This window comes from Klebsiella sp. (assembly GCF_027492335.1).
Classification (GTDB): domain Bacteria; phylum Pseudomonadota; class Gammaproteobacteria; order Enterobacterales; family Enterobacteriaceae; genus Klebsiella; species Klebsiella huaxiensis.
In genome coordinates, this window is the sequence record NZ_JAPUEW010000062.1 from 24,196 (window position 1) to 49,451 (window position 25,256).

Consider the following 25,256-nt stretch of genomic DNA (forward strand, 5'->3'; position numbering starts at 1 on the left):
TTCGTAGAGGATTCAAGATGGCTACTGGAAAAATTGTCCAGGTAATCGGCGCCGTGGTCGACGTCGAATTCCCTCAGGATGCCGTACCGCGCGTGTACGAGGCTCTTGAGGTACAAAATGGTAGTGAGAATCTGGTGCTGGAAGTTCAGCAGCAGCTCGGTGGTGGTATCGTTCGTACCATCGCCATGGGTTCTTCCGACGGTCTGCGTCGTGGTCTGGAAGTCAAAGACCTTGAGCACCCGATCGAAGTCCCGGTAGGTAAAGCAACGCTGGGTCGTATCATGAACGTACTGGGCCAACCGGTAGACATGAAAGGCGACATCGGCGAAGAAGAGCGTTGGGCTATCCACCGCGCAGCACCTTCCTACGAAGAGTTATCAAACTCTCAGGAACTGCTGGAAACCGGCATCAAAGTTATCGACCTGATGTGTCCGTTTGCTAAGGGCGGTAAAGTGGGTCTGTTCGGTGGTGCGGGTGTAGGTAAAACCGTAAACATGATGGAGCTGATCCGTAACATCGCGATCGAGCACTCCGGTTACTCCGTGTTTGCGGGCGTAGGTGAACGTACTCGTGAGGGTAACGACTTCTACCACGAAATGACCGACTCCAACGTTATCGACAAAGTATCCCTGGTGTATGGCCAGATGAACGAGCCGCCGGGAAACCGTCTGCGCGTTGCGCTGACCGGTCTGACCATGGCTGAGAAGTTCCGTGACGAAGGTCGTGACGTACTGCTGTTCGTTGACAACATCTATCGTTACACCCTGGCCGGTACTGAAGTATCCGCACTGCTGGGCCGTATGCCTTCAGCGGTAGGTTACCAGCCGACTCTGGCGGAAGAGATGGGCGTTCTGCAGGAACGTATCACTTCCACCAAAACCGGCTCTATCACTTCCGTACAGGCAGTATACGTACCTGCGGATGACTTGACTGACCCGTCTCCAGCAACCACCTTTGCTCACTTAGATGCAACCGTGGTACTGAGCCGTCAGATCGCATCTCTGGGTATCTACCCAGCCGTTGACCCGCTGGACTCTACCAGCCGTCAGCTGGATCCGCTGGTTGTTGGTCAGGAGCACTACGACACCGCTCGTGGCGTTCAGTCCATCCTGCAGCGTTATCAGGAACTGAAAGACATCATCGCCATCCTGGGTATGGATGAACTGTCTGAAGAAGATAAACTGGTGGTAGCTCGCGCACGTAAGATTCAGCGCTTCCTGTCCCAGCCGTTCTTCGTGGCAGAAGTATTTACCGGTTCTCCGGGCAAATACGTCTCCCTGAAAGACACCATCCGTGGCTTTAAAGGCATCATGGAAGGCGAATACGATCACCTGCCGGAGCAGGCGTTCTACATGGTCGGTTCTATCGACGAAGCCGTGGAAAAAGCCAAAAAACTTTAACGCCTTAATCGGAGGGTGATATGGCAATGACTTACCACCTGGACGTCGTCAGCGCAGAGAAGCAAATGTTCTCTGGTCTGGTCGAGAAAATCCAGGTAACGGGTAGTGAAGGTGAACTGGGTATTTACCCGGGTCACGCACCGCTGCTCACCGCCATTAAGCCTGGTATGATTCGCATCGTTAAGCAGCACGGTCACGAAGAGTTTATCTACCTGTCAGGCGGCATTCTCGAAGTGCAGCCGGGCAGTACGACCGTTCTGGCTGATACGGCAATTCGTGGCCAGGATCTCGACGAAGCGCGAGCTCTGGAAGCGAAACGTAAGGCTGAAGAGCACATTAAGAGCTCTCATGGTGACGTGGATTACGCTCAGGCGTCTGCGGAACTGGCCAAAGCGATCGCTAAACTGCGCGTTATCGAGTTGACCAAAAAAGCGATGTAACACCGGCTTGAAAGTTAAAAAGCCAGTCTGGTTTCCAGGCTGGCTTTTTTTATGGCTTCGTTTCAGAAATATCAAAACTAAAAAGGTAGTTTAAAAATTTTGTGATGAATATCTCATTTTTGTTGATCGATTAAAAAATGAAGCGTAGACTTGTTTTTGTGATGTTAGTCACAAAAATAATTCATCAAAAACGTAATCGCTATCCAGGAAATCATCATGAAACTGCTTAATAAAATCGTCGCTTTCTTCAGTGCTATGAACGTTACCTTCGGTACGTTCAATAACTAAGAATCAAACTCTCCAGACTGCTTTTGCGCTGTACCGCTAACTAAAACGACAACACATGCGGTGTGAGGCAGGAAAGAACGTAAAAAGGTCGCCCTGTGGCGACCTTTGTGTTTTCTAGTTGCGGCTGAGGAAATTACCGGTATCAAAGCTCCCATCGGCATTACGCATCAGCGGGTCCGGCAGGGCAAGACTCTGGTAGTCGGCGCTGTTAATGCTTTTCCCCTGAGCGTTGATGCTTCTACCGCCGTGGATAAAGTAGTTGCTATCATCAATATTCCCGACAACGGCATCGTCATATTTCCCCGGCTGGCTGCGTAGCGAAAGGTTATCGCTGAAAGAACCTTGTGTTTCCGGTGCGCCGTACGGGCTTGGACGGAAGATATAGTTGAAGCGCTGGTTATCCACTGCGACGTTGTTTACCACCAGCAGCTTTCCGGGGTTGAAGTTATCGGTGAAACCGTCCAGGTGGTTACCGATGGCGATACTGTTACGCACCTCATGGGCTACTGGCTGCCCTTCTCCACCAAGCTTGAAACCGTTGCTGGTATTATCGCGGGCAATTGAATTCTCGATCACCACTACGCCGTTAGCGCCATCTTCAATCTTATTGAACAGGTCGAATCCGTCATCGATATTATCGTGCGAGTAGCAGCCTTCCAGACGGTTACCCTCCCCTACGCGCATTTTCACCGCGAAACCATCGGCGTTAATTTTGCCCGGATCTTCATTACTGTAGGATTCTGAATTCACGACCCGGTTATAGCTGGCCCATAGCGGGCGTCCAACATCTGCCGGAGAGGAAATTTGAATCCCGGTATCATCGTTACGATAAGCGATAACGTTTTCAATCAGGTTATGGCTACCCTGCACGCGCAGGCTTTTATCCGTAATTTCAATGCCATTGATATGCCAGTAGCTGGCATCCAGCAGTAGCCCGTGTATTACCGCTTTACCGGCGGCTTTCAGGGTCTTGGTTTTGTCTTTCAGGCCGCTGGCGCTCAGAGGGATGACGGTTTGCGGGTAGTCTCCGGCGGCTAATATAATTTCCCCGCCAGCAGGTACGAGCTCGACGGCGGAGGCTAAATCCAACGGCGACTCTGCCGTGCCTTTGGCCTGCGCTTGCCCTTCAGGCGCTGCGTAGAGTGTGCTGCCAGTCACGTTGTGACTCTGTTCTACCGTCAGCGTTTGAGTCAGCACTTTTGCGCTGGTGGATGGGGTAAAGGTGATTTCAAAAGTGCTTTTATCTTTCAGAACAGCAGGCTGGGTAAACATCTCTCCGGCTTTTACTTCTTTATCTTGCCCGATCACCACTTCATCCTGACGAACGGTTATGTTCCCGTCGCTATTGGTGCGCGCCTGCAGTACGTACTCTTTGCTCTGGCTCTTTGCGCTTGAGCTAATTTGCATCACAGGAGGCCAGCTTTTGGCGACGTACGGCGCTGAGGGGATTGTATTTGCTGCTGAGGTAGTGAGTGAAGCATGGCTGATGGTGATTTTTGCGTTACGGGAGGCGAAGAAACCAACGTAGTAATGTTCCTTATCCTGCTGAGCGATCAGGTCAGCGTGAGGAACCTGCTGACTAACCCAATCATTGCTGTCTGTTGCTGCCCATGAGGTAATAAATCCGTCGTTGGTGCGCTCCAGCTTGAGCTGAAAAGTTGGGGTTTGCTGTAAATCGATTTTCTCTTTATAGCTCTGGCGCTGTATCGATGCGCCCGCGTTACCCCATGGCTGGGTAATCCCTTCCCGGCTGATAGCCTGCAGCTTGATATGCGAGTGATCTTTTTTATCCTGCGTCATAATGGCGTTCATCAGCATATTGGATGCCGCAGGAAACTCTTCGTAGCCGACCTTGAGCGGCTGTTGACGCGCATTGCCTATCACATCGCGGACCAGCAGCCCTGCGCCTTCCTGCGCTGCCGGACGAGCACCATTTTCCGGGCCAAACTGATTGACGGTCACCATTGCCTGCAGGATAAAATTCTGGTTAGTCGGTAGTTCGGTATAAAAGAAGGTCAACCCGTCATGGGAGTTAGCAATTTTACCGCCGCGGCTCTCGATAGTAATTGGCTGGCTAAGATCGGCGGCGTCTTGCGGCGTCAGCTTTTTACCGGCGATGGTGACATCATTGACGCCAATCTTTTCCGGCAGAACGTTAGAGGAAAAGTTGCTGTCTGTGGATTGCCCAAAGGCGATTGCCCGCCACTGATGGCCTTCGTTGGCCTGTAGCGGTAGCGCGATCATCGAACTGCAAAGGGTTAATGCCAAAGATATTTTGTTATTCATTCTTTTCTCCTGGGTAATTATTAAGCGGCATTATCAGGAAAATGAAATGCTGTTTCTATTTATTGCGTCACAATTAATGAATATTAAAACCGTGTTTTATTTTGTTGGTTTTCTTTATTCAGGTGTCAAAAAAACAGTAAAAGCAGAGAGATAGCCGCTGTAACGGCTAGCTAAAATGATTTTTTTGCACTAAATGGGTTTGCGCTGGCTAAAAATAGCGCCCTAAAATGGTGTATAGCGTAAAGCCTGTGCGTTTTATCTTCGTCTCGTTTCATGATGAAAAATATGTAGATATTTCAACGTGAAAGGCTTTTACTTTTCGTTCCAACAGCAGTCAGGATGCGTATGTCAAACAGTCCGATGAGCGTGGTTATTCTTGCCGCAGGCAAAGGTACCCGCATGTATTCCGATCTTCCCAAAGTGTTGCATTCGCTGGCTGGAAAGCCAATGGTGCAGCATGTCATTGATGCAGCTAAAGAATTAGGAGCATCTGCCGTGCATCTGGTTTATGGGCACGGCGGCGATCTGCTCCGCCAGACGCTGCATGAAGATAATCTTAACTGGGTCTTACAGGCCGAACAGCTTGGTACCGGTCATGCCATGCAGCAGGCGGCGCCGTTCTTCAGCGACGATGAAGATATCCTGATGCTGTACGGTGACGTGCCGTTGATTTCCGTTGAAACATTAAAACGGTTGCGAGAAGCGAAACCGCAGGGCGGTATCGGTCTGTTGACGGTAAAACTTGACGATCCGACCGGCTATGGCCGCATTACGCGTGATAACGGCACGGTGACGGGGATTGTTGAGCACAAAGATGCCAGCGAAGAGCAGCGACAGATTAAGGAAATTAATACCGGGATCCTGGTCGCTAACGGCGCGGATCTGAAACGCTGGCTGGCTAAGCTGACCAATAACAACGTCCAGGGTGAATACTACATCACCGATATTATCGCCATGGCCTACGAAGAAGGTCATGAAATTGCGGCTGTTCATCCTCAGCGGTTAAGTGAAGTGGAAGGCGTGAATAACCGTCTACAATTATCCCGCCTTGAACGCGTTTTTCAGTCTGAACAGGCAGAAAAACTGCTGCTGGCGGGCGTCATGCTGCTTGATCCGGCGCGTTTTGACTTACGCGGCACGCTGAAACACGGGCGCGATGTCGAAATTGATACTAACGTTATCCTCGAGGGCAACGTGGTGCTGGGCGATCGGGTGAAGATTGGATCCGGATGTGTCATTAAAAACAGCACCATTGGCGATGATTGCGAGATCAGTCCCTATACGGTGGTGGAGGATGCTTATCTGAAAGCCGCCTGTACTATCGGGCCGTTCGCACGTCTGCGTCCGGGCGCAGAGTTGCTGGAAGGAGCGCATGTCGGCAACTTTGTCGAAATTAAAAAGGCGCGTCTGGGTAAAGGCTCTAAGGCCGGTCATCTGTCCTACCTTGGCGATGCTGAGATTGGCGATAACGTTAATATCGGCGCGGGCACCATCACCTGTAACTATGATGGCGCAAATAAGCACAAAACGGTGATTGGCGATGACGTGTTCGTTGGCTCTGATAGCCAACTGGTCGCTCCGGTAACCGTAGGTAAAGGTGTGACCATTGCCGCAGGAACAACGGTAACGCGTAATGTTGCCGATAACGAACTCGTTATAAGCCGCGTGCCGCAGGTCCATAAACAGGGCTGGCAGCGTCCGGTGAAGAAAAAGTAACGCTATTTCTCTTTCGCCCTTATTGGGGAGAAGGAGCGGGGTGAGGGGATAATATAATCCTCCCCCCACGGCAGTACCCATAAAAATAACCCCACTCTCTACAAGGCTCGGGGCGCCCGAGATACGGGCAAACAGGTTGACCGACAACGCATGGCATACAGCCAAAATCGGAATTAAAAACTATGTGTGGAATTGTTGGCGCAGTCGCGCAGCGTGATATTGCTGAAATCCTTCTTGAAGGTTTACGTCGTCTGGAATACCGCGGTTATGACTCCGCAGGTCTGGCAGTCGTCGATAACGAAGGTCATATGAACCGCGTTCGTCGCCTCGGGAAAGTACAGATACTGGCTCAGGCGGTAGAAGAACATCCTTTACACGGCGGTACCGGCATTGCCCATACCCGCTGGGCGACGCACGGTGAGCCATCTGAAGGTAACGCGCATCCGCATGTTTCTGACCATATTGTGGTAGTGCATAACGGGATCATCGAAAACCATGAGCCGCTGCGCGAGCTGTTGCAGTCCCGGGGCTATGTCTTTGTCTCCGAGACGGACACCGAAGTTATTGCGCACCTGGTGCACTGGGAACTGAAGCAGGGCGGCACGCTACGTGATGCCGTGCTGCGTACCATTCCTCAACTGCGTGGCGCTTACGGCACCGTTATTATGGATACCCGCGATCCAGGTACGCTGCTGGCTGCTCGTTCAGGAAGCCCGCTGGTTATCGGTCTGGGGATGGGTGAAAACTTCATTGCCTCCGATCAGCTGGCGCTGCTGCCAGTTACCCGCCGTTTTATCTTCCTTGAAGAGGGAGATATCGCGGAAGTGACCCGCCGCTCGGTTTCTATTTTTGATAAATCGGGTGCAGAAGTGCAGCGCCCGGATATTGAATCCAATCTGCAATATGACGCGGGTGATAAAGGTATCTATCGCCACTACATGCAGAAAGAGATCTACGAGCAGCCGAATGCTATCAAAAACACACTTTCCGGGCGTATCAGCCACGGCGAGGTTGATTTGAGCGAGCTGGGTCCGCAGGCCAACGAACTGCTGTCTCAGGTTGAGCATATTCAGATTATCGCCTGCGGAACCTCCTATAACTCAGGGATGGTATCCCGCTACTGGTTTGAATCACTGGCAGGGGTTCCGTGCGACGTCGAAATCGCCTCTGAGTTCCGCTATCGCAAATCTGCCGTACGTCGTAACAGCCTGATGATCACCCTCTCCCAGTCCGGCGAGACGGCGGATACGCTGGCTGGTCTGCGCCTGTCGAAAGAGCTGGGTTATCTCGGGTCTCTGGCGATTTGTAACGTTCCTGGTTCTTCTCTGGTACGCGAATCCGATCTGGCGATGATGACCAATGCCGGAACGGAAATTGGCGTTGCCTCGACTAAAGCGTTTACTACGCAATTGACCGTTCTGCTGATGCTGGTGGCGAAACTGGCTCGCCTGAAAGGTCAGGATGCCGCTATCGAACACGATATCGTTCATGGCTTACAGACTCTGCCGAGCCGCATTGAGCAGGTGCTCTCGCAGGATAAACGCATTGAAGCTCTGGCCGAGAATTTCTCTGACAAGCATCACGCGCTGTTCCTTGGTCGTGGAGATCAGTATCCGATTGCCCTGGAAGGGGCACTGAAGCTGAAAGAGATCTCCTACATTCACGCTGAAGCCTACGCCGCTGGAGAGCTGAAGCACGGCCCGCTGGCGTTGATTGACGCTGAAATGCCGGTAGTGGTGGTGGCACCGAACAACGAGCTGCTGGAGAAGCTAAAATCCAATATTGAAGAGGTTCGTGCCCGAGGCGGCCAGCTATATGTCTTCGCAGACGGCGATGCGGGTTTTAACAGTAGCGACAATATGCACATCATCGAGATGCCGCATGTCGAAGAGGTGATTGCGCCTATCTTCTACACCGTACCGCTACAGCTGCTGGCGTATCACGTCGCACTGATCAAAGGGACTGACGTCGACCAGCCGCGTAACCTGGCGAAATCAGTTACCGTGGAATAACGATTTTTACATCACTGACAGGGCTGCCATCTGGCGGCCCTTTTCTTATCTGGAGATCGTTTTTTGATCTGCTGGCTAAAGAATGTATCGCACCTGTTTTATGACAGACTGTCATCTTTAACTCCGATTTTTGCTGTCATAAAAATAAAATTTTCCGGTAAATCGTTCGTTATTATCATTACTAACAATATGATTTATATTGTTTTTATTTGTCGTGAAATCCTGCCTTTTTGTGTGTCATAAAACTGTAATAATTCGTACATTTTACTGTCACCTGTTTGTCCTATTTTGCTCACCATAGCTTCGAAACAATGATTTACGAATCCAGCAGGAGACATTATGAAAGTTATACGTACCACCGTCGCAACAGTTGTCGCCGCGACCTTATCGATGAGCGCTTTCTCTGTTTTTGCAGCAGCAAGCCTGACTGGCGCAGGTGCAACTTTCCCCGCGCCGGTGTATGCCAAATGGGCAGATACCTATCAGAAAGAAACTGGTAACAAAGTCAACTACCAGGGTATCGGCTCCTCTGGCGGCGTAAAACAAATCACTGCCAACACCGTAGATTTCGGTGCTTCTGATGCTCCTCTGGCTGATGACAAACTGGCTCAGGAAGGCCTGTTCCAGTTCCCGACCGTTATCGGCGGCGTGGTGCTGGCGATTAACCTGCCGGGAGTGAAATCCGGTGAGCTGGTGCTCGACGGTAAAACGCTGGGTGATATCTACCTGGGTAAAATCAAAAAATGGGATGACGCCGCGATTGCTAAGCTCAATCCTGGTATGAAGCTGCCTTCTCAGAACATCGCGGTGGTTCGTCGTGCTGATGGTTCCGGTACTTCCTTCGTTTTCACCAGCTACCTGGCGAAAGTGAACGAAGAGTGGAAATCTAAAATTGGTGCCGGCTCTACCGTAAACTGGCCGACCGGTCTGGGTGGCAAGGGCAACGACGGCATCGCCGCTTTCGTTCAGCGTCTGCCTGGCTCTATCGGCTACGTTGAGTATGCCTACGCTAAACAGAATAACCTGGCTTACACCAAGCTGCTGTCCGCTGACGGCAAGCCGGTTAGCCCGACTGAAGATAACTTCGCTAACGCCGCGAAAGAAATCGACTGGAGCAAATCCTTTGCACAGGATTTGACTAACCAGAAAGGTGAAAATGCATGGCCGATTACTTCAACCACCTTCATCCTGGTTCACAAGGCTTCTACTAAGCCTGAGCAGACCGCTGAAGTGCTGAAGTTCTTCGATTGGGCGTATAAAAACGGCGGCAAAGAAGCTAACGCACTGGACTACGCAACCCTGCCGGAAAGCGTTGTTGAGCAGATTCGCGCAGCATGGAAGACCAACGTGAAAGACAGCAGCGGTAAAGCGCTGTACTAACACGATATTTTTGACGAAGATGGCGGGTGCGTTCACGTTACCCGCCCTACGGTTGAAACTGTAGGCTCGGGAGCGATTCGCCACCGGGCATTTATTCGAATAAGCATTAATACGTAAAGAGTAACCTATGGCTGCAACCAAGCCGGCATTCAACCCTCCGGGGAAAAAGGGTGACATAATTTTCAGCGTGCTGGTAAAACTGGCGGCGCTGATTGTGCTATTGATGCTGGGCGGCATCATCGTCTCCCTCATTATCTCTTCCTGGCCAAGCATTGAAAAATTCGGCTTTGCCTTCTTATGGACCAAAGAGTGGGATGCGCCGAACCAGATTTTCGGTGCCCTCGTACCTATTTACGGGACGCTGGTTACTTCATTTATCGCGCTGCTGATCGCCGTACCGGTGAGTTTCGGTATCGCACTGTTTCTGACGGAACTGTCGCCAGCCTGGCTGAAGCGCCCGCTGGGTATTGCCATTGAACTTCTGGCAGCGATCCCCAGTATCGTTTACGGCATGTGGGGCTTGTTTATTTTTGCCCCACTATTTGCGACCTACTTCCAGGAACCGGTTGGCAACGTCCTGTCGACCATTCCGTTCGTAGGCGCGCTCTTTGCGGGTCCGGCGTTTGGTATCGGTATTCTGGCGGCTGGCGTCATTCTGGCTATCATGATCATTCCTTACATCGCTGCCGTTATGCGTGATGTTTTCGAACAGACGCCGGTGATGATGAAAGAGTCCGCTTACGGTATCGGTTGTACGACGTGGGAAGTTATCTGGCGTATCGTTCTGCCCTTTACCAAAAACGGCGTTATCGGCGGGGTGATGCTCGGTCTGGGACGTGCGCTGGGGGAAACCATGGCGGTGACCTTTATTATCGGCAACACCTACCAGCTTGATAGCGCCTCGTTGTTTATGCCGGGCAACAGTATCACCTCTGCGCTGGCGAATGAATTTGCCGAGGCGGAAACCGGTCTGCACGTTGCCGCATTGATGGAACTAGGGCTGATTCTGTTCGTTATCACCTTTATTGTTCTGGCCGCGTCGAAGTTTATGATTATGCGTCTGGCTAAGAACGAAGGGGCACGCTAATGGCGACGATTGAACTACAAACTACCGCTGAGCTGGCCGAATCTCGCCGTAAAATGCAGGCAAAACGCCGCATGAAAAACCGCCTTGCCCTGACGCTATCGATGGCGACCATGGCGTTTGGTCTGTTCTGGCTTATCTGGATCCTGATGTCTACCGTCACCCGCGGTATTGATGGTATGAGCCTGGCGCTGTTTACCGAAATGACGCCGCCGCCGAATACGGCGGGGGGCGGTCTGGCTAACGCCCTGGCGGGTAGCGGCCTGTTGATCCTGTGGTCGACGGTTATCGGCACACCTCTGGGCATTATGGCGGGGATTTATCTGGCGGAATATGGCCGTAAATCCTGGCTGGCCGAAGTTATCCGCTTTATTAACGATATCCTGCTTTCTGCACCTTCGATTGTTGTCGGCCTGTTTGTCTACACCATCGTGGTGGCGCAGATGCAGCACTTCTCCGGCTGGGCAGGCGTGATTGCGCTGGCTCTGCTGCAGGTGCCTATCGTTATTCGTACCACGGAAAACATGCTGAAACTGGTGCCAGACAGCCTGCGAGAAGCGGCTTATGCGCTGGGGACGCCGAAGTGGCGCATGATTTCTGCTATCACCCTGAAAGCATCGGTATCCGGCATCATGACCGGTATCTTGCTGGCTATCGCTCGTATCGCCGGGGAAACGGCACCGCTGCTGTTTACCGCGCTCTCCAACCAGTTCTGGAGCACCGATATGATGCAGCCGATTGCTAACCTGCCGGTGACCATTTTCAAATTTGCCATGAGTCCGTTTGCGGAGTGGCAGCAACTGGCATGGGCCGGGGTATTGATTATCACCCTGTGCGTATTGCTGCTGAACATTCTGGCGCGCGTTATTTTCGCGAAGAATAAACACGGTTAATTTTTGCGGCGCGGCGAAATGCGGCGTCGAATGAGGAAGAGAACGAGATGAGTATGGTGAATGCAACCCCGGGTAAGCTTTCAGTTCGTAACCTGAACTTCTACTACGGAAAATTCCATGCCCTGAAAAACATCAACCTGGATATCACCAAAAACCAGGTTACGGCGTTTATCGGTCCGTCAGGCTGCGGTAAATCCACGCTGTTGCGTACGTTCAACAAGATGTTTGAGCTGTACCCGGAGCAGCGCGCGGAAGGCGAAATTCTGCTGGATGGCGATAATATTCTGACCAACACCCAGGATATCGCTCTGCTGCGTGCGAAAGTGGGCATGGTATTCCAGAAGCCGACGCCGTTCCCGATGTCTATCTATGACAACATCGCTTTTGGCGTGCGTCTGTTTGAGAAACTTTCTCGTGCGGATATGGACGAGCGCGTGCAGTGGGCTTTGACCAAAGCCGCATTGTGGAATGAAACCAAAGATAAATTGCATCAGAGCGGATATTCTCTCTCCGGTGGTCAGCAGCAGCGTCTGTGTATCGCGCGCGGTATCGCGATTCGTCCGGAAGTCCTGCTGCTGGATGAGCCTTGCTCAGCGCTGGACCCGATCTCTACCGGGCGCATTGAAGAGCTGATCACCGAACTGAAACAGGATTACACCGTCGTTATCGTGACCCACAACATGCAGCAGGCTGCGCGTTGCTCCGACCATACGGCATTTATGTATCTTGGCGAGCTGATTGAATTCAGCAACACGGACGACCTGTTTACCAAGCCCGCTAAGAAGCAGACTGAAGATTATATTACTGGCCGCTACGGTTGATATGTCCTTCATCTTTCAACCGATAACCGCGTTGGCTGCCTTTGCTCACCTCGGTCACGTAGTAGGCTACGCTCCCGAGGATTCGCGCAGTTGCCGCCTTGTTCTCGCTTGAAATATTTTGGGCATCAGGAGAATTCATGGACAATTTAAACCTTAACAAACATATTTCCGGCCAGTTCAACGCCGAGCTGGAGTACATCCGCACTCAGGTCATGACCATGGGTGGGCTGGTGGAGCAGCAGCTTTCTGATGCGATCACCGCGATGCATAACCAGGATAGCGAACTGGCGAAGCGCGTTATCGATGGCGATAAACAGGTCAATATGATGGAAGTAGCGATCGATGAAGCCTGCGTGCGCATCATTGCTAAACGTCAGCCGACTGCCAGCGACCTGCGTCTGGTGATGGCGATCATCAAAACCATCGCAGAGCTGGAGCGTATCGGCGACGTGGCGGATAAAATCTGTAGCACTGCGCTGGAGAAATTCTCTCATCAGCACCAACCACTGCTGGTGAGCCTGGAATCGCTGGGGCGGCATACCGTGCAGATGCTGCACGATGTGCTGGATGCCTTCGCTCGTATGGATCTGGACGAAGCAGTGCGTATCTACCGTGAAGACAAGAAAGTCGACCAGGAATATGAAGGCATTGTGCGTCAGCTAATGACCTATATGATGGAAGACCCGCGCACTATTCCAAGCGTGTTGACCGCGTTGTTCTGCGCTCGTTCGATTGAGCGTATCGGCGACCGTTGCCAGAATATCTGTGAATATATTTTCTACTTCGTTAAAGGTCAGGATTTCCGTCATGTTGGCGGCGACGAGCTGGATAAACTGCTGGCGGGAAAAGACCCCAAAGAGTGATAAATCATTAGTGTCAATCCTGATAAATGGAATTATCAGGGTTGGTGATGGTTTGTGATTGTCTTGTTTTAATTAAGTAAGATTGGTGAGATTTTCGTCACAAATAATAATTTCATTAATTGTTATTTGATTTTTATAGCGCAACAATACGGACCATTAATCGGGTAACTTGTCATTACAAGGCTCGAATTAAAAACTCTGGATTGTTACTGCGTAAGCAGGCAAAACCTGATGTCGCCATTCACATGGTGATGTCAGGTTTTTTTTTGCCAAAGAATCCACTATCAGCAAGATACTGGGGTTGTTACCGCGATGCGGGCAAAACCTGAAGCAAATTACGCTGTTTTATACAGGTGATTTGCTTCAGGTTTTTTTTTTGATTCCAGGCAAGGATGTTTGAGGGTAAATCATGAAGGCATTAGCCGAAAAAATAATCGCTGGCGTTGGCGGGTGAGAGAACATCATTAGTCTGATGCACTGTGCAACACGTTTACGCTTTAAGCTTCACGATCGGAGTAAAGCTCAGGCTGAGAGACTTAAAAATACCACCGGCATTATTATGGTTGTCGAAAGTGGCGGCCAGTTTCAGGTTGTTATTGGTAATCACGTTGCTGATATGTTCAATACTATTAATGGGTTGATTGGGGTAATAAACAACGCTGATAGTGTAAAAAAAGAAGAGGATAAGGATAATATATTCAATAAGCTTATCTATATCATCTCCGGGATATTTACGCCTTTTATAGGGTTGATGGCAGCTACCGGTATTTTAAAAGGTGTTCTGGCACTATCACTCGTTTGCGGATGGACAACCGAGCAGAGCGGTACTTATTTGCTGATGTTCAGCGTCAGTGATTCCCTGTTTTATTTCTTCCCCATTATTCTGGGCTACACGGCGGGGCAACGATTTGGTTGTAACCCGTTTACTACGATGGTGATTGGTGGGGCGCTAACTCACCCATTGATTTTGCAGGCATTTGAAAAAGCGCAAAATCCGGATAACCCGATCCTGAATTTTCTGGGTATGCCGATTACCTTTATCAATTATACATCTTCCGTGATCCCGATTATTTTTTCTGCCTGGCTCTGTAGCCTGTTGGAGAAAAGATTGAATCGATGGCTGCCTTCAGCCATCAAAAACTTCTTTTCTCCTCTGATTTGCCTGGTCGTTATTACGCCGCTCACCTTTTTAGCGGTAGGTCCGGTGTCTACATGGCTGAGTGAAATGCTGGCGCTGGCCTATCTGTTTCTCTATCAAACAGCGCCCTGGTTAGCTGGTGCAGTGATGGGCGGATTGTGGCAGGTGTTCGTAATGTTTGGCCTGCATTGGGGTTTGGTTCCGTTATGTATCAATAATTTCACCGTGCTCGGTTATGACACGATGCTGCCGCTAATGACGCCAGCCATTCTGGCTCAGGTGGGCGCCGCGCTGGCTATTTTTATCAACGAACGCGATGCACAGAAAAAAGTGGTGGCGGGGTCAGCTTCGTTAACCGGACTTTTTGGTATCACTGAACCTGCTGTTTATGGTGTTAACTTACCGCGTCGTTATCCGTTTATTGTGGCCTGCGTGAGTGGTGGTATTGGCGCTGCACTAGTGGGTTTCGCGCAGACGAAAGTTTACTCTTTTGGTGTTCCGAGCATTTTTACCTTTATGCAAACCATTCCATCGACGGGGGTTGATTACACGGTTTGGGCCTGCATTATCGGTAGCTTCCTGGCAATGGGATTAGCTTTCCTTGGTACCCTGTTGTTCGGCATTTTTGGCAAGAAAAATAGCCAACCGCAACCAGAAGAATCCACCGTTGAACTGAACAATCAACCGTTGCAGAAATTTGAAACGATCGTCTCTCCCATGAACGGAACTATCGTTCCTCTCGAACTGGTACCTGATAACACTTTCGCCAGCGGTTTATTAGGCAAAGGCATCGCGATTTTACCTAATAGCGGTACGGTCTATTCGCCCGTTTCGGGCGAGGTTATCTCTTTATTTGAGTCATTACACGCCATTGGTATTAAGTCTGATGATGGCGCGGAGATCCTTATTCATGTTGGCCTTGATACCGTTAAATTGAAAGGACAGCATTTTACTTCTCATATTGATGTCGGTGATAAAATTTCTGCGGGTGATCTCTTATTGTCTTTTGACCTCCCCGCGATATCTGCTGCTGGTTTTAATCTCGTGACGCCAATACTAATAATCAATAGTGATGATTATATAGATGTTCTGGTTTTAGGGAAGGAACAGGTTCTTTCCGGGAGTGAGCTTCTGTCGATCATTAAATAAGTATAAATGACAGATTTCCTTTTCTGTAACCATGGGTTTAAAGGAGGCATCTTTAATGTTTGCGTTTGAATGATAGCGTTTTTATATAGCGTCGGAGCCGGAGTGTTATCTGGCGTATTTATTTGTTAACGGTATTCCGTTTTATGCCAATAATTAGATAAAGGGATATTATGTTTAAAAGAAATCTGATTACATCTGCAATTATTCTTATGGCTCCGCTTGCTTATACCGCTAATGCCATGGCGGAATCACTGACGGTTGAGCAACGTCTTGAGCTTCTGGAACAAGCGCTTAAGGATACGCAGAAAGAGCTTAAAAAATACAAAGACGAAGAAAAGACCAGGACTCAGATATGGGTCTCAAATACTCAGCCTGACGGTAATAAAGGAAGCGCTGCTCAACAGGTGGTGAGCGCTCCGGCACCTGCGGGCAGTGCGCAAAAACCAGCCGCCGTACTGGTAAGAAATGATCAAACCACGGCTAATGGAGAATCTATTTATAGCTCTATAACGATGAAAGATTTCAGTAAGTTTGTGAAGGATGAAATTGGCTTTAGCTACAACGGTTACTACCGCTCTGGCTGGGGAACCGCATCTCATGGATCGCCAAAGTCCTGGGCTATTGGTTCGCTTGGCCGCTTTGGTAATGAATATTCTGGCTGGTTTGATTTGCAACTCAAGCAACGTGTTTATCAGGAAGGTAATAAGCGCGTCGATGCGATTGTTATGCTTGATGGTAACGTTGGCCAGCAATATTCCACTGGCTGGTTCGGCGACAACGCTGGCGGCGAGAACTATATGCAGTTCTCTGATATGTACGTGAATACCAAAGGTTTCCTGCCGTTCGCGCCGGAAGCGGATTTTTGGGTCGGTAAGCATGGTGCGCCGAAAATTGAAATCCAGATGCTGGACTGGAAAACCCAGAGAACGGATGCGGCGGCCGGTATTGGTCTTGAGAACTGGCAGGTGGGTGCGGGTAAATTTGATATCGCACTGGTACGCGAAGATGTTGATGATTACAACCGCTCGTTGACCAAAAGCCAGCAAATTAACACCAATACCATTGATATTCGTTATAAAGAGATTCCTCTCTGGGATAAAGCTTCTCTGATGGTTACCGGGCGCTATGTGGCGGCTAACCAAAGCTCATCAGAGAAATATAATGAAGGGAATAATGGATATTATGAGTGGAAAGATACCTGGATGGCGGGAACGTCGTTAACGCAGAAATTTGATAACGGCGGCTTTAATGAATTTTCGTTCCTGTTGGCAAATAACTCGATTGCCAGTAGCTTCTCGCGCTACGCCGGGGCCAGTCCGTTTACGACAAATAATGGCAAATATTATGGTGATCATACCAACGGTACCGCCGTTCGTTTAACCTCGCAGGGCGAAACCTACTTGCGTGATGACGTGATTCTGGCCAACGCGATCGTTTACTCCTTTGGCAACGATATCTATAGCTACGAAACTGGGGCACACTCTGACTTTGAATCCATTCGCGCCGTCGTCCGCCCTGCCTATATTTGGGATAAATACAACCAGACCGGCGTTGAGCTAGGGTACTTCAAGCAGCAGAACAAAGATCTAACTGGCAAGAAATATAACGAATCTGGCTATAAGACCACGCTGTTCCATACCTTCAAAGTGAATACCAGTATGCTGACCTCCCGCCCGGAAATCCGTTTCTATGCGACTTATATTAAAGCGAAGGACATCGACCTGGATAAGGCAGCGAACAGCAATACCAGCAGCATTTTTGAAGATGGTAAAAACGATCAATTTGCCGTTGGCGCCCAGGCTGAAATCTGGTGGTAAAGCTGGCAACGGTCAGGACAAAATTTTCAAGAGGAATAACGATGAAACGACATGCTATTTATTTCGCTCTGGCGCTGGCGGGTGCAGCGTTTTTCGTCCATGCAGCGCCGTTTCCGGCAACGCCAAACGGGTCGATCCCAGTCAGCCAGTATATTACGCAGGTTAACGCTGATAAGAGCATAACCTTCCGCCTGTTTGCGCCGGACGCAAAACGCGTTTCTGTGGTGACGGGCGCAACGCCAGATACCTTTGTTTCTCACGATATGACTAAAGACGAGCAGGGGATTTGGACGTGGAAAGGCGAAGCTCTGGCCCCTAACCTCTACGAATACTATTTTGATGTTGATGGATTCCGCTCTGTTGATACCGGCAGCCGCTATCAGAAGCCGCAGCGCCAGGTGAATACCAGCCTGATTCTGGTGCCGGGCAGCATTCTTGACGATCGGGCGGTCGCTCACGGTGAGTTACGGACGTTGACCTATCACTCAAAGGCGCTGAATTCTGAACGTCGTGCCTACGTCTGGACGCCGCCGGGTTATACCGGTACGGGTGAGCCGCTGCCGGTACTCTATTTCTATCACGGCTTTGGCGACAGTGGTTTATCGGCTATCGATCAGGGACGCATCCCGCAGATCATGGATAACCTGCTGGCGGAAGGCAAAATCAAGCCGATGTTAGTGGTGGTACCGGATACTGAGACCGATGTTCCTGAAGCGATCGCGGAGAACTTCCCGCCGCAGGAGAGGCGCAAAACCTTCTATCCGCTAAATGCCAAAGCGGCCGATAAAGAGTTAATGAACGACATCATTCCGCTGATTGATGAACGCTTCAATGTGCGTAAAGACGCGGATGGCCGGGCGCTCGCCGGGCTGTCGCAGGGCGGCTACCAGGCGCTGGTCTCTGGGATGAACCATCTTGAAAGTTTCGGCTGGCTGGCAACTTTCAGCGGCGTAACGACAACAACGGTGCCGGATGCAGGCGTGGAAGCGCAACTAAACCAGCCGCAGGCGATCAATAAGCAACTGCGTAACTTTACGGTGGTTGTCGGTGAGAAAGATGTTGTCACCGGGAAGGATATTGCGGGTCTGAAAACTGAGCTGGAAAAGCAGAAAATCAAGTTTGATTACCATGAATATCCCGGTCTAAACCATGAAATGGACGTCTGGCGTCCGGCCTACGCCGAGTTTGTGCAGAAGCTATTTAAGTAAAAGATAAGGGGCCAGGATTCTGGCCCCTTATCTTCAATATTTACAGGGAGATAAAATGAAATTAATCGTGACGGAAGATTATGAAGAGATGAGCCTGGTCGCCAGCCATCATGTCCTGGGCTACATCACCGCACCGCGGAGGATGAATTTGGCGGTGACGGCAGGCAGCACGCCGAAGAAAATGTATGAGCATTTGACTGCTGCCATCAAAGGGAAACCCTTTTATTCTCAGGTTCATTATTACAATTTTGATGAGATTCCTTTCCGCGGCCAGGATCGTGAGGGCATCACCATCAGTAATCTGCGTAATCTGTTTTTCACTCCCGCGCAGATTCAGGAACAGAATATCCACAAGCTCAGCCATGAAAACTTTATGCACCATGACCGTCAGTTACAGGAAGATGGTGGCCTTGACCTGATCGTTATGGGGCTGGGTGCTGACGGCCATTTTTGCGGTAACCTGCCAAATACCACGCGTTTCCACGATGCGACGGTTGAAGTTCCGATTGCCGGGGAGATGGTAGGCCTTGTTGCACATGGCGAAATGGGCGGGGATTTCTCAGTGGTACCGGATAGCTACGTTACCATGGGGCCGAAAAGCGTGATGGCGGCGAAAAATCTGCTGCTTATCGTCAGCGGTGCGGCAAAAGCTCAGGCGCTGAAACAGGTTATTGAAGGAGAGGTGAGCGAGCAGGTTCCAGCTTCGGTACTGAAACTGCATCCTTCACTGGTGATTATTGCTGATAAGGCGGCTGTTGCAGAGTTGAGCAAGCCGTAGCTTCACCAGGAGCCTATTCCATTAGGCTCTAAGCGTAGCGCAATCCGGGATAACGCTGGATTGCGCTACGCTCCGCATTTATCGAGTAATATCCCAGCCGCGCGCTTTCCACAGGTCCGGTAGTTCGTCCAGGTGGGTAAACGTCGTCACTTTCGGATGCACGATCGGTTTGTTGTGCGGATCGGCGCAGAAGTAGAATACCTCCATTCCGGCAGCGATCCCTGACTGCGCGCCTGCGCTGGAATCATCGACCAGAATGCAGTTCTCGACGTTCACGTTCATCGCTTTTGCGGCATGGAGCATCAGGGCCGGATCGGGCTTCCAGCGCTGGATGTCGTACCCGCTGTACAGACGCTCAGGAAAATGGTGCAGCATTCCGGTTTTGCCGAGAGAGTGCTGCATTTTGCTCACCGGGCCGTTGGAGACCACGCACATCGGCACCTTGACCGAATCCAGCAGCGCCTGTGCGCCAGGGATGACTTCCAGTTCAGTATCAAAGAGACGCGCAACTTCATCGCGGTAAACTGGCTCAAGAGTCGCTTTTTGCAGGTCAACGCCGTACTCCGCGTTAATGGTGTCGATAATCTCGTAAAGTTTTACGCCCTTGAAGCGCTTAAAAATTTCTTCTAAATCCAGCGTAATGCCAAATTCCCTGAACATATGGACGTAGGCGCGGGAGCAGATCACCTCGCTGTCGACCAGCGTGCCGTCACAGTCGAAAAATACTGATTCTGGTTGGGTCATGTCGTTTCCATTTTAGTAAGTTAACGTTTTCGTCATGCTGATTCGTGAGACGCAATCGTTGCCGTATAAGCAAAATCAATGAAAAAAAGTATCTCACAACTGCCCTTATTGTCGCATTTTGGTATAGGATAGCGACGAATTTTCCCTCCTTTGTTCGGAAACCGATAATGAGTCAACAACAAACCAGCCAGTCTTCTGGCCAGGGTCTGCTGGAGCGCGTGTTCAAACTCCGCGAACACGGCACGACGGCACGTACCGAAGCGATTGCAGGTTTCACCACCTTCCTGACGATGGTGTACATCGTTTTCGTTAACCCACAGATTCTCGGCGTGGCGGGTATGGATACCAGCGCTGTTTTCGTCACCACCTGTCTGATCGCCGCATTCGGCAGCATCATGATGGGGCTGTTTGCTAACCTGCCGGTGGCACTGGCACCAGCAATGGGCCTTAATGCCTTCTTTGCGTTTGTCGTGGTCCAGGCGATGGGCCTGCCGTGGCAGGTCGGAATGGGCGCGATTTTCTGGGGCGCTGTAGGCCTGCTGCTGCTGACGATTTTCCGCGTACGCTACTGGATGATTGCTAATATCCCGGTTAGCCTGCGTGTCGGTATCACCAGCGGTATCGGTCTGTTTATCGGCATGATGGGCCTGAAAAACGCGGGTGTGATTGTCGCAAACAAAGACACCCTGGTGAGTATTGGCAACCTGACGTCCCACAGCGTATTGCTGGGTATTCTTGGCTTCTTTATTATCGCTATTCTGGCTTCCCGCAATATTCACGCGGCGGTACTGGTTTCTATCGTGGTCACCACGCTGCTGGGCTGGATATTGGGTGATGTTCACTATACCGGCATCGTTTCTGCGCCGCCGAGCGTGACCACGGTGATTGGTCATGTTGATCTGGCGGGCTCGCTGAACCTCGGTCTGGCAGGCGTGATCTTCTCGTTTATGCTGGTGAACCTGTTTGACTCCTCCGGTACCCTGATCGGCGTGACTGATAAAGCCGGTCTGGCCGATGAGAAGGGTAAGTTCCCGCGCATGAAGCAGGCGCTGTTTGTCGATAGCGTTTCGTCCGTTGCGGGTTCTTTTATTGGCACCTCTTCCGTAACTGCCTATATCGAATCGTCTTCAGGGGTTTCCGTTGGCGGCCGCACCGGCTTAACCGCTGTAGTGGTTGGTCTTCTGTTCCTGCTGGTTATCTTCCTGTCGCCGCTGGCAGGCATGGTTCCTGCCTATGCCGCAGCCGGTGCGCTGATTTACGTTGGCGTTCTGATGACGTCCAGCCTGGCGCGAGTGAAGTGGGATGACCTGACCGAATCGGTTCCTGCGTTTATTACCGCCGTGATGATGCCGTTTAGCTTCTCTATTACCGAAGGTATTGCCTTAGGCTTTATCTCTTACTGCGTGATGAAGATTGGTACCGGCCGTCTGCGTGACCTCAGCCCATGCGTGATTGTGGTTTCACTGCTGTTCGTGCTGAAGATTGTGTTTATCGACGCTCATTAATGCGCGTTCCCCTCACACTCGGCATGCTGGCGAGTGTGAGGGAACAATATTACGCTTTAACCCGCTGAATATACTCGGCAAAGGCGCTTAGCTGCCCGCTGAGATGATCGAGCGTACTCTGATCGACCACTTTCCCCTCCTGCGGATCGACCTTGTTCTGAATCACGCCGCCCATAAACTCTGGCTTGTTCATCACCATCGCATCGAGGAAGACCAGAATCTGACGCAGATGATACTGGCAGCGCGCGCCGCCAATAGCGCCCATTGAGCTGGTTTGAATCAATACCGGTTTGCCGGATAGGGGTTGTTCTGGCAGGCGAGACAGCCAGTCGATGGCATTTTTCAGGCCTCCAGGAACCGAGTAGTTATATTCTGGAGTCACGATAACCACACCATCCGCTTCGCGAATTTTCTGAGCAATATCCTGCACGCTTTGCGGGAATCCCTCTTCCTGTTGGGCGTCAGCATCGTACAGCGGAATCGCGCCAATGGATGGTAAAGCGGAGATTTCCATTCCCGCAGGCGCAATGCCGGGCAGGGTGCGCGCTACCATGGCATTAAAAGAGCCCTTGCGCAGGCTTCCGAGTAACGTAACAACTTTCAACGTATCAGACATGATTGCTCCTTTGCATCATGATGGCCGGACGGGCCGGTCAGTTGAGGGAGAAGGCTTTTTCGGTTGGTAAGCTGGTAAAGCGCATGAGTCGGGTGGATAACTCTTTTGCACGAATTTGCACGTCAGGCAGGCTGTGCCACCCCGCTTTGCCGCCATATTCCCAGATTTTTAGTTGGCCAATATCCGGGCTTGCGGCGATGGACCAGACCAGCACTGTTTCGGCGTCACAGACGGCTTCTATTGGCTGCATTCTGCCCGTTCGTAATCTGCCCGATCCTGGGAGAAGCTGTAGGTGAACTGGGGATTCCCCAGTCAGTTTCAGGATGCTTTTACGTAGTGCAGCCAGTTGAGCGCGTGCTTCATCGGGGTCGTGCTGATTGCTAATCCATAAACGCTCATTGCTATTAAAAGCGTAGCGGTCAGCATCATGTAATGAATGTAAACCCTGGGTGGTGTGCCGTAGCTCCATATCCAGGCCGCAATCCCCTTCGGTGGTTAATGCTACGCCGACGATATTTCCGGCATAAGAGATGGAGAAGCGTGGGAGGTGTTCGTCGCGAAAAGTCGGTTTACCATTCTCTTCGTCAATTATTTCGGGAAGTTCACTGATGCCATACAACATGAAGAGAAGTTCTGCGAGTAGCGATCGTGATGCACGATAGCGGCTTTGTCGGTACTCGGGCAGGCGTCTTGCCGATTGATGACAGGCCGCCGACAGGCGCGTTGATTGTGGTTCTCTGGTGTTGAGTATCCCTCTTGCAAAATGCGTTGCCATTCGTCGCTCCGTGATTAATGGTCAATGATAAAAACTGCGAATAATATTATCGCTCAGAATAGTCAGGTTTTAATGCGGAAATTCCCTCTTGAAAAGGGAAATTGTGTGAATTTTACAATTTATTGCGCGAACGAGGCAAACCAGGGCTACAACGGGTCGATATAGAGCTGCCTTAGGGTTTCTCGCAGCCAGACGATCTTCGGGTTGTAGCTATTGCGCTTATGCCACAGCAGCGTGAAGGGGACGCGCACTTTCTCCAGAAGCGATGGTTCCAGCGGTAGTGGAAGCGAGACCAGCGGTAGATGGTGCTGCTGATTATAACGCTGACAATAGCGTGGTGCAGTCGCTAGCATCGTATGATTTGGCTGTGCGGCCATAAACAGCGACTGCTCAAAACCTGGCACGGTCAACGCCACGGTGCGTTTATGCCCCAGATCGTGCAGCACGTCATCCAGCGCCCAGGTATCGCTCTGTTCCCAGCATATATTGATGTGCGGATAGCGTAAAAAAGTCTCAAGACTCCATTCCTCGCTGAGTGCGGGGTGATCGGCGCGTAGCCACACCTGCGGCAGGTCGGTAAACAGAACCTCAAAATCGATATACCAGGGCAGCATACTTAGCTGTTCCCGGGAGCGCGGATGGGTTTCACGCCCGCAAAAACCGATATCGACTTCGCCACGAATAATGGCATCCAGTGAATCGTAATCCCAATTACGCAGGCGGATCAGCGCCTGAGGATAGTGCTGGTAGATCCGCTGAGAAAGCGAATTCAGCAGGATCATCAGCAGCGGCGACTCCGCTGCCAGCTCAAACTTCAGACCGCTTGGCATCGTGTGATGAGGCTTATCGAGGATCTGATTGCCCATCTGCATCCAGTCCGCTAAATCCTGCTCCATGCTGCTCATCAGCGGCGTGGGTGACAGTCCCTGAGGGGTTTTAACAAACAAAGGATCGTCAAACCAGGCGCGCAGCTTGGCCAGCGACTTACTCACTGCCGACGGCGAGACGTTCATTCGTTTCGCCGTGCGGGTGACGCTGAGCTCCTGCGTTAAAAGTTGCAGGCACAAGAGTAAGTTAAGATCGAGACTCGATAGGGGTTTCTTCATAGCGCTGCGCGGCCCGCGACGGGGAAGCGACCATAATCAGAACAATGCTTACTATGCTACAGGCAATGAGTATCCCGATCAGCATATTCATTGCGCTGAGTCCGACGATCGCCGCCAGCCAAATCCACAGCGAAGAGCCGCAGACCTGAGCAATCCCCAAAACTGAGCTTGCGACGCCCGCGCGCAGGGTAAATGGCCCTAAAGCCTGACTCATCGCCACGCCAAAGCCGACGGAGAATCCGGCGCAAATAAGCCCCAGTCCCAGCATTGTCATGGCCTGGCTGGTGGAGAGACTAAGTAGCACCCCAGCGATAAAGAACAGAACCTGTGAGGTCAGCATCAGCGTGCGCGGCTTAAACAGCGTCAGGGCAAACGGCGTCGAAAATGAAACTATCATACTGACCAGCGCCATCATCGCCATTGCCATGGAATAGGTCCCGCGATCGAAGCCCATCTCTTCCATCATCAGCACCGGGGAGACGTTAACGTAGGTCAGGATAGTCGTCACGCTCAGGGTGGTAATGACAATTCGGCTGAGGAAAAAGCGGTTAAGTAGCGACTCGGGGGCGATATTTTGCTGTGTTTCCGTGTGCGGTATGGAGGTTGGGCGCGTTTCCCGCAACGCAAAAATCGAAAGCAGGCCCACCAGAACGCCCATGCCGGTCATGGTATAGAACAGGCTCTGCCAGGGGTATTTCAGCATAATCAGATGGCCCAGTACCGGAGCCAGTACCGGAATAATGCAGGTGATGCCGTTTAGCAACGACAGGACTTTGGCACGGCGGCGATCGTCGAGGGTATCGCGCAGAACGGCAAAGGCGACGACGTAGCAGCTACCCGCGCCAATCCCCTGAATAAAACGCCCAATCAGGAAGTGGGTACTGACCTGCGCTTGAGAACAGAGCAGGGACGCCAGAACAAAGACTATAGCTCCGAATATGGCGACCGGCTTACGTCCTGATTTATCCGCTATACGGCCAGCAAACAGCATCGCGGCGGCCATTCCCGCGAGATAAACCGAGAAGGCAATGTGCAGTTGCGCTTCGCTGGCCCCCAGGTCCTGTGCGATGCGCGGCAGGCCGACCAGATACATATCGATGCCGGATGGATAAAGCAAAACCAGCGCAAAACTACAGATAAGAAAGCGTGCCATAGAACCCCTCGCGATAAGAATGTCGTACAGAATAGAGACGATCGCGCGGCAGTACGAGTTGCCATTTGGACAACAATGATTTCC

At 51.1% G+C, this 25,256-nt stretch carries 21 protein-coding genes; 14 read left to right on the plus strand and 7 right to left on the minus strand.

Annotation, left to right across the window (positions count from 1 at the left end; all coding sequences use genetic code 11):
• Nucleotides 1-17: 17 nt before the first annotated feature.
• A complete protein-coding gene (atpD, locus tag QVF11_RS18545) occupies nucleotides 18-1,400 on the plus strand; it encodes a F0F1 ATP synthase subunit beta (protein ID WP_004107276.1) in 1,383 nt (460 codons plus the stop codon).
• Between the two features lie 20 nt (nucleotides 1,401-1,420).
• A complete protein-coding gene (locus tag QVF11_RS18550) occupies nucleotides 1,421-1,840 on the plus strand; it encodes a F0F1 ATP synthase subunit epsilon (protein ID WP_004107274.1) in 420 nt (139 codons plus the stop codon).
• A 402-nt stretch (nucleotides 1,841-2,242) separates the two neighbouring features.
• Here QVF11_RS18550 and QVF11_RS18555 read toward each other — a convergent pair whose 3' ends face one another.
• Nucleotides 2,243-4,414 carry a right-handed parallel beta-helix repeat-containing protein gene (locus QVF11_RS18555; protein ID WP_287858614.1) on the minus strand — a complete coding sequence of 724 codons (2,172 nt, stop codon included), beginning with the start codon at nucleotides 4,412-4,414 and terminating at the stop codon, nucleotides 2,243-2,245.
• Nucleotides 4,415-4,759: 345 nt separating this feature from the next.
• On the opposite strand from QVF11_RS18555, the gene glmU reads away from it, so the two are divergent.
• The 6 genes from glmU to pstB all read left to right on the plus strand — a co-directional run bounded on the left by glmU (nucleotide 4,760) and on the right by pstB (nucleotide 12,320).
• Entirely contained in the window at nucleotides 4,760-6,130 is a 1,371-nt protein-coding gene (gene glmU / locus QVF11_RS18560) for a bifunctional UDP-N-acetylglucosamine diphosphorylase/glucosamine-1-phosphate N-acetyltransferase GlmU (protein ID WP_287858616.1), read from the plus strand.
• A 182-nt stretch (nucleotides 6,131-6,312) separates the two neighbouring features.
• Nucleotides 6,313-8,142 carry a glutamine--fructose-6-phosphate transaminase (isomerizing) gene (glmS, locus tag QVF11_RS18565; protein WP_112215600.1) on the plus strand — a complete coding sequence of 610 codons (1,830 nt, stop codon included), beginning with the start codon at nucleotides 6,313-6,315 and terminating at the stop codon, nucleotides 8,140-8,142.
• A gap of 339 nt (nucleotides 8,143-8,481) precedes the next feature.
• The gene (pstS, locus tag QVF11_RS18570; protein ID WP_287858617.1) at nucleotides 8,482-9,522 is read left to right on the plus strand and encodes a phosphate ABC transporter substrate-binding protein PstS; all 1,041 of its coding nucleotides are present in this window, start codon (nucleotides 8,482-8,484) and stop codon (nucleotides 9,520-9,522) included.
• A 127-nt stretch (nucleotides 9,523-9,649) separates the two neighbouring features.
• On the plus strand, nucleotides 9,650-10,609 hold the full coding sequence (pstC, locus tag QVF11_RS18575; RefSeq protein WP_112215603.1) for a phosphate ABC transporter permease PstC: 960 nt from the start codon (nucleotides 9,650-9,652) through the stop codon (nucleotides 10,607-10,609).
• The gene (gene pstA / locus QVF11_RS18580; protein WP_112215604.1) at nucleotides 10,609-11,499 is read left to right on the plus strand and encodes a phosphate ABC transporter permease PstA; all 891 of its coding nucleotides are present in this window, start codon (nucleotides 10,609-10,611) and stop codon (nucleotides 11,497-11,499) included. Before pstC ends, pstA begins: the two co-directional genes overlap by 1 nt.
• 47 nt (nucleotides 11,500-11,546) lie before the next feature.
• Nucleotides 11,547-12,320, plus strand: a complete 774-nt coding sequence (gene pstB / locus QVF11_RS18585; protein ID WP_110276026.1) for a phosphate ABC transporter ATP-binding protein PstB — start codon at nucleotides 11,547-11,549, stop codon at nucleotides 12,318-12,320.
• Here the strand turns inward: pstB and QVF11_RS18590 are convergent.
• Nucleotides 12,301-12,459: a hypothetical protein gene (locus QVF11_RS18590; protein WP_167492842.1), complete on the minus strand. Its 159-nt coding sequence runs from the start codon at nucleotides 12,457-12,459 to the stop codon at nucleotides 12,301-12,303. The genes pstB and QVF11_RS18590 overlap by 20 nt on opposite strands.
• On the opposite strand from QVF11_RS18590, the gene phoU reads away from it, so the two are divergent.
• From phoU to QVF11_RS18615, 5 genes are all read left to right on the plus strand, one after another.
• Nucleotides 12,458-13,183: a phosphate signaling complex protein PhoU gene (phoU, locus tag QVF11_RS18595; RefSeq protein ID WP_110276025.1), complete on the plus strand. Its 726-nt coding sequence runs from the start codon at nucleotides 12,458-12,460 to the stop codon at nucleotides 13,181-13,183. The genes QVF11_RS18590 and phoU overlap by 2 nt on opposite strands.
• Nucleotides 13,184-13,655: 472 nt before the next feature.
• The gene (gene bglF, locus QVF11_RS18600; protein ID WP_462661018.1) at nucleotides 13,656-15,470 is read left to right on the plus strand and encodes a PTS beta-glucoside transporter subunit IIABC; all 1,815 of its coding nucleotides are present in this window, start codon (nucleotides 13,656-13,658) and stop codon (nucleotides 15,468-15,470) included.
• Between the two features lie 170 nt (nucleotides 15,471-15,640).
• Entirely contained in the window at nucleotides 15,641-17,287 is a 1,647-nt protein-coding gene (locus QVF11_RS18605; protein WP_287858619.1) for a carbohydrate porin, read from the plus strand.
• A gap of 41 nt (nucleotides 17,288-17,328) precedes the next feature.
• Complete coding sequence (locus tag QVF11_RS18610; protein WP_112215607.1) at nucleotides 17,329-18,495, plus strand: esterase; 1,167 nt, start codon at nucleotides 17,329-17,331, stop codon at nucleotides 18,493-18,495.
• A 55-nt stretch (nucleotides 18,496-18,550) separates the two neighbouring features.
• The gene (locus tag QVF11_RS18615) at nucleotides 18,551-19,273 is read left to right on the plus strand and encodes a glucosamine-6-phosphate deaminase (protein WP_142513498.1); all 723 of its coding nucleotides are present in this window, start codon (nucleotides 18,551-18,553) and stop codon (nucleotides 19,271-19,273) included.
• Between the two features lie 78 nt (nucleotides 19,274-19,351).
• Here QVF11_RS18615 and yieH read toward each other — a convergent pair whose 3' ends face one another.
• On the minus strand, nucleotides 19,352-20,017 hold the full coding sequence (yieH, locus tag QVF11_RS18620) for a 6-phosphogluconate phosphatase (RefSeq protein WP_112215609.1): 666 nt from the start codon (nucleotides 20,015-20,017) through the stop codon (nucleotides 19,352-19,354).
• A 167-nt stretch (nucleotides 20,018-20,184) separates the two neighbouring features.
• Here yieH and adeP point away from each other — a divergent pair, with 167 nt between their 5' ends.
• The gene (gene adeP / locus QVF11_RS18625; RefSeq protein WP_112215610.1) at nucleotides 20,185-21,522 is read left to right on the plus strand and encodes an adenine permease AdeP; all 1,338 of its coding nucleotides are present in this window, start codon (nucleotides 20,185-20,187) and stop codon (nucleotides 21,520-21,522) included.
• Between the two features lie 49 nt (nucleotides 21,523-21,571).
• Here adeP and QVF11_RS18630 read toward each other — a convergent pair whose 3' ends face one another.
• The 4 genes from QVF11_RS18630 to QVF11_RS18645 form a co-directional block, all read right to left on the minus strand.
• Nucleotides 21,572-22,138, minus strand: a complete 567-nt coding sequence (locus QVF11_RS18630) for an NADPH-dependent FMN reductase (RefSeq protein WP_112215611.1) — start codon at nucleotides 22,136-22,138, stop codon at nucleotides 21,572-21,574.
• Between the two features lie 37 nt (nucleotides 22,139-22,175).
• Complete coding sequence (locus QVF11_RS18635) at nucleotides 22,176-22,913, minus strand: 4'-phosphopantetheinyl transferase family protein (RefSeq protein ID WP_112215612.1); 738 nt, start codon at nucleotides 22,911-22,913, stop codon at nucleotides 22,176-22,178.
• Between the two features lie 146 nt (nucleotides 22,914-23,059).
• Nucleotides 23,060-24,019, minus strand: a complete 960-nt coding sequence (yidZ, locus tag QVF11_RS18640) for an HTH-type transcriptional regulator YidZ (RefSeq protein ID WP_112215613.1) — start codon at nucleotides 24,017-24,019, stop codon at nucleotides 23,060-23,062.
• The gene (locus QVF11_RS18645; protein WP_287858621.1) at nucleotides 23,988-25,172 is read right to left on the minus strand and encodes an MFS transporter; all 1,185 of its coding nucleotides are present in this window, start codon (nucleotides 25,170-25,172) and stop codon (nucleotides 23,988-23,990) included. Before QVF11_RS18645 ends, yidZ begins: the two co-directional genes overlap by 32 nt.
• Between the last annotated feature and the right edge of the window lie 84 nt (nucleotides 25,173-25,256).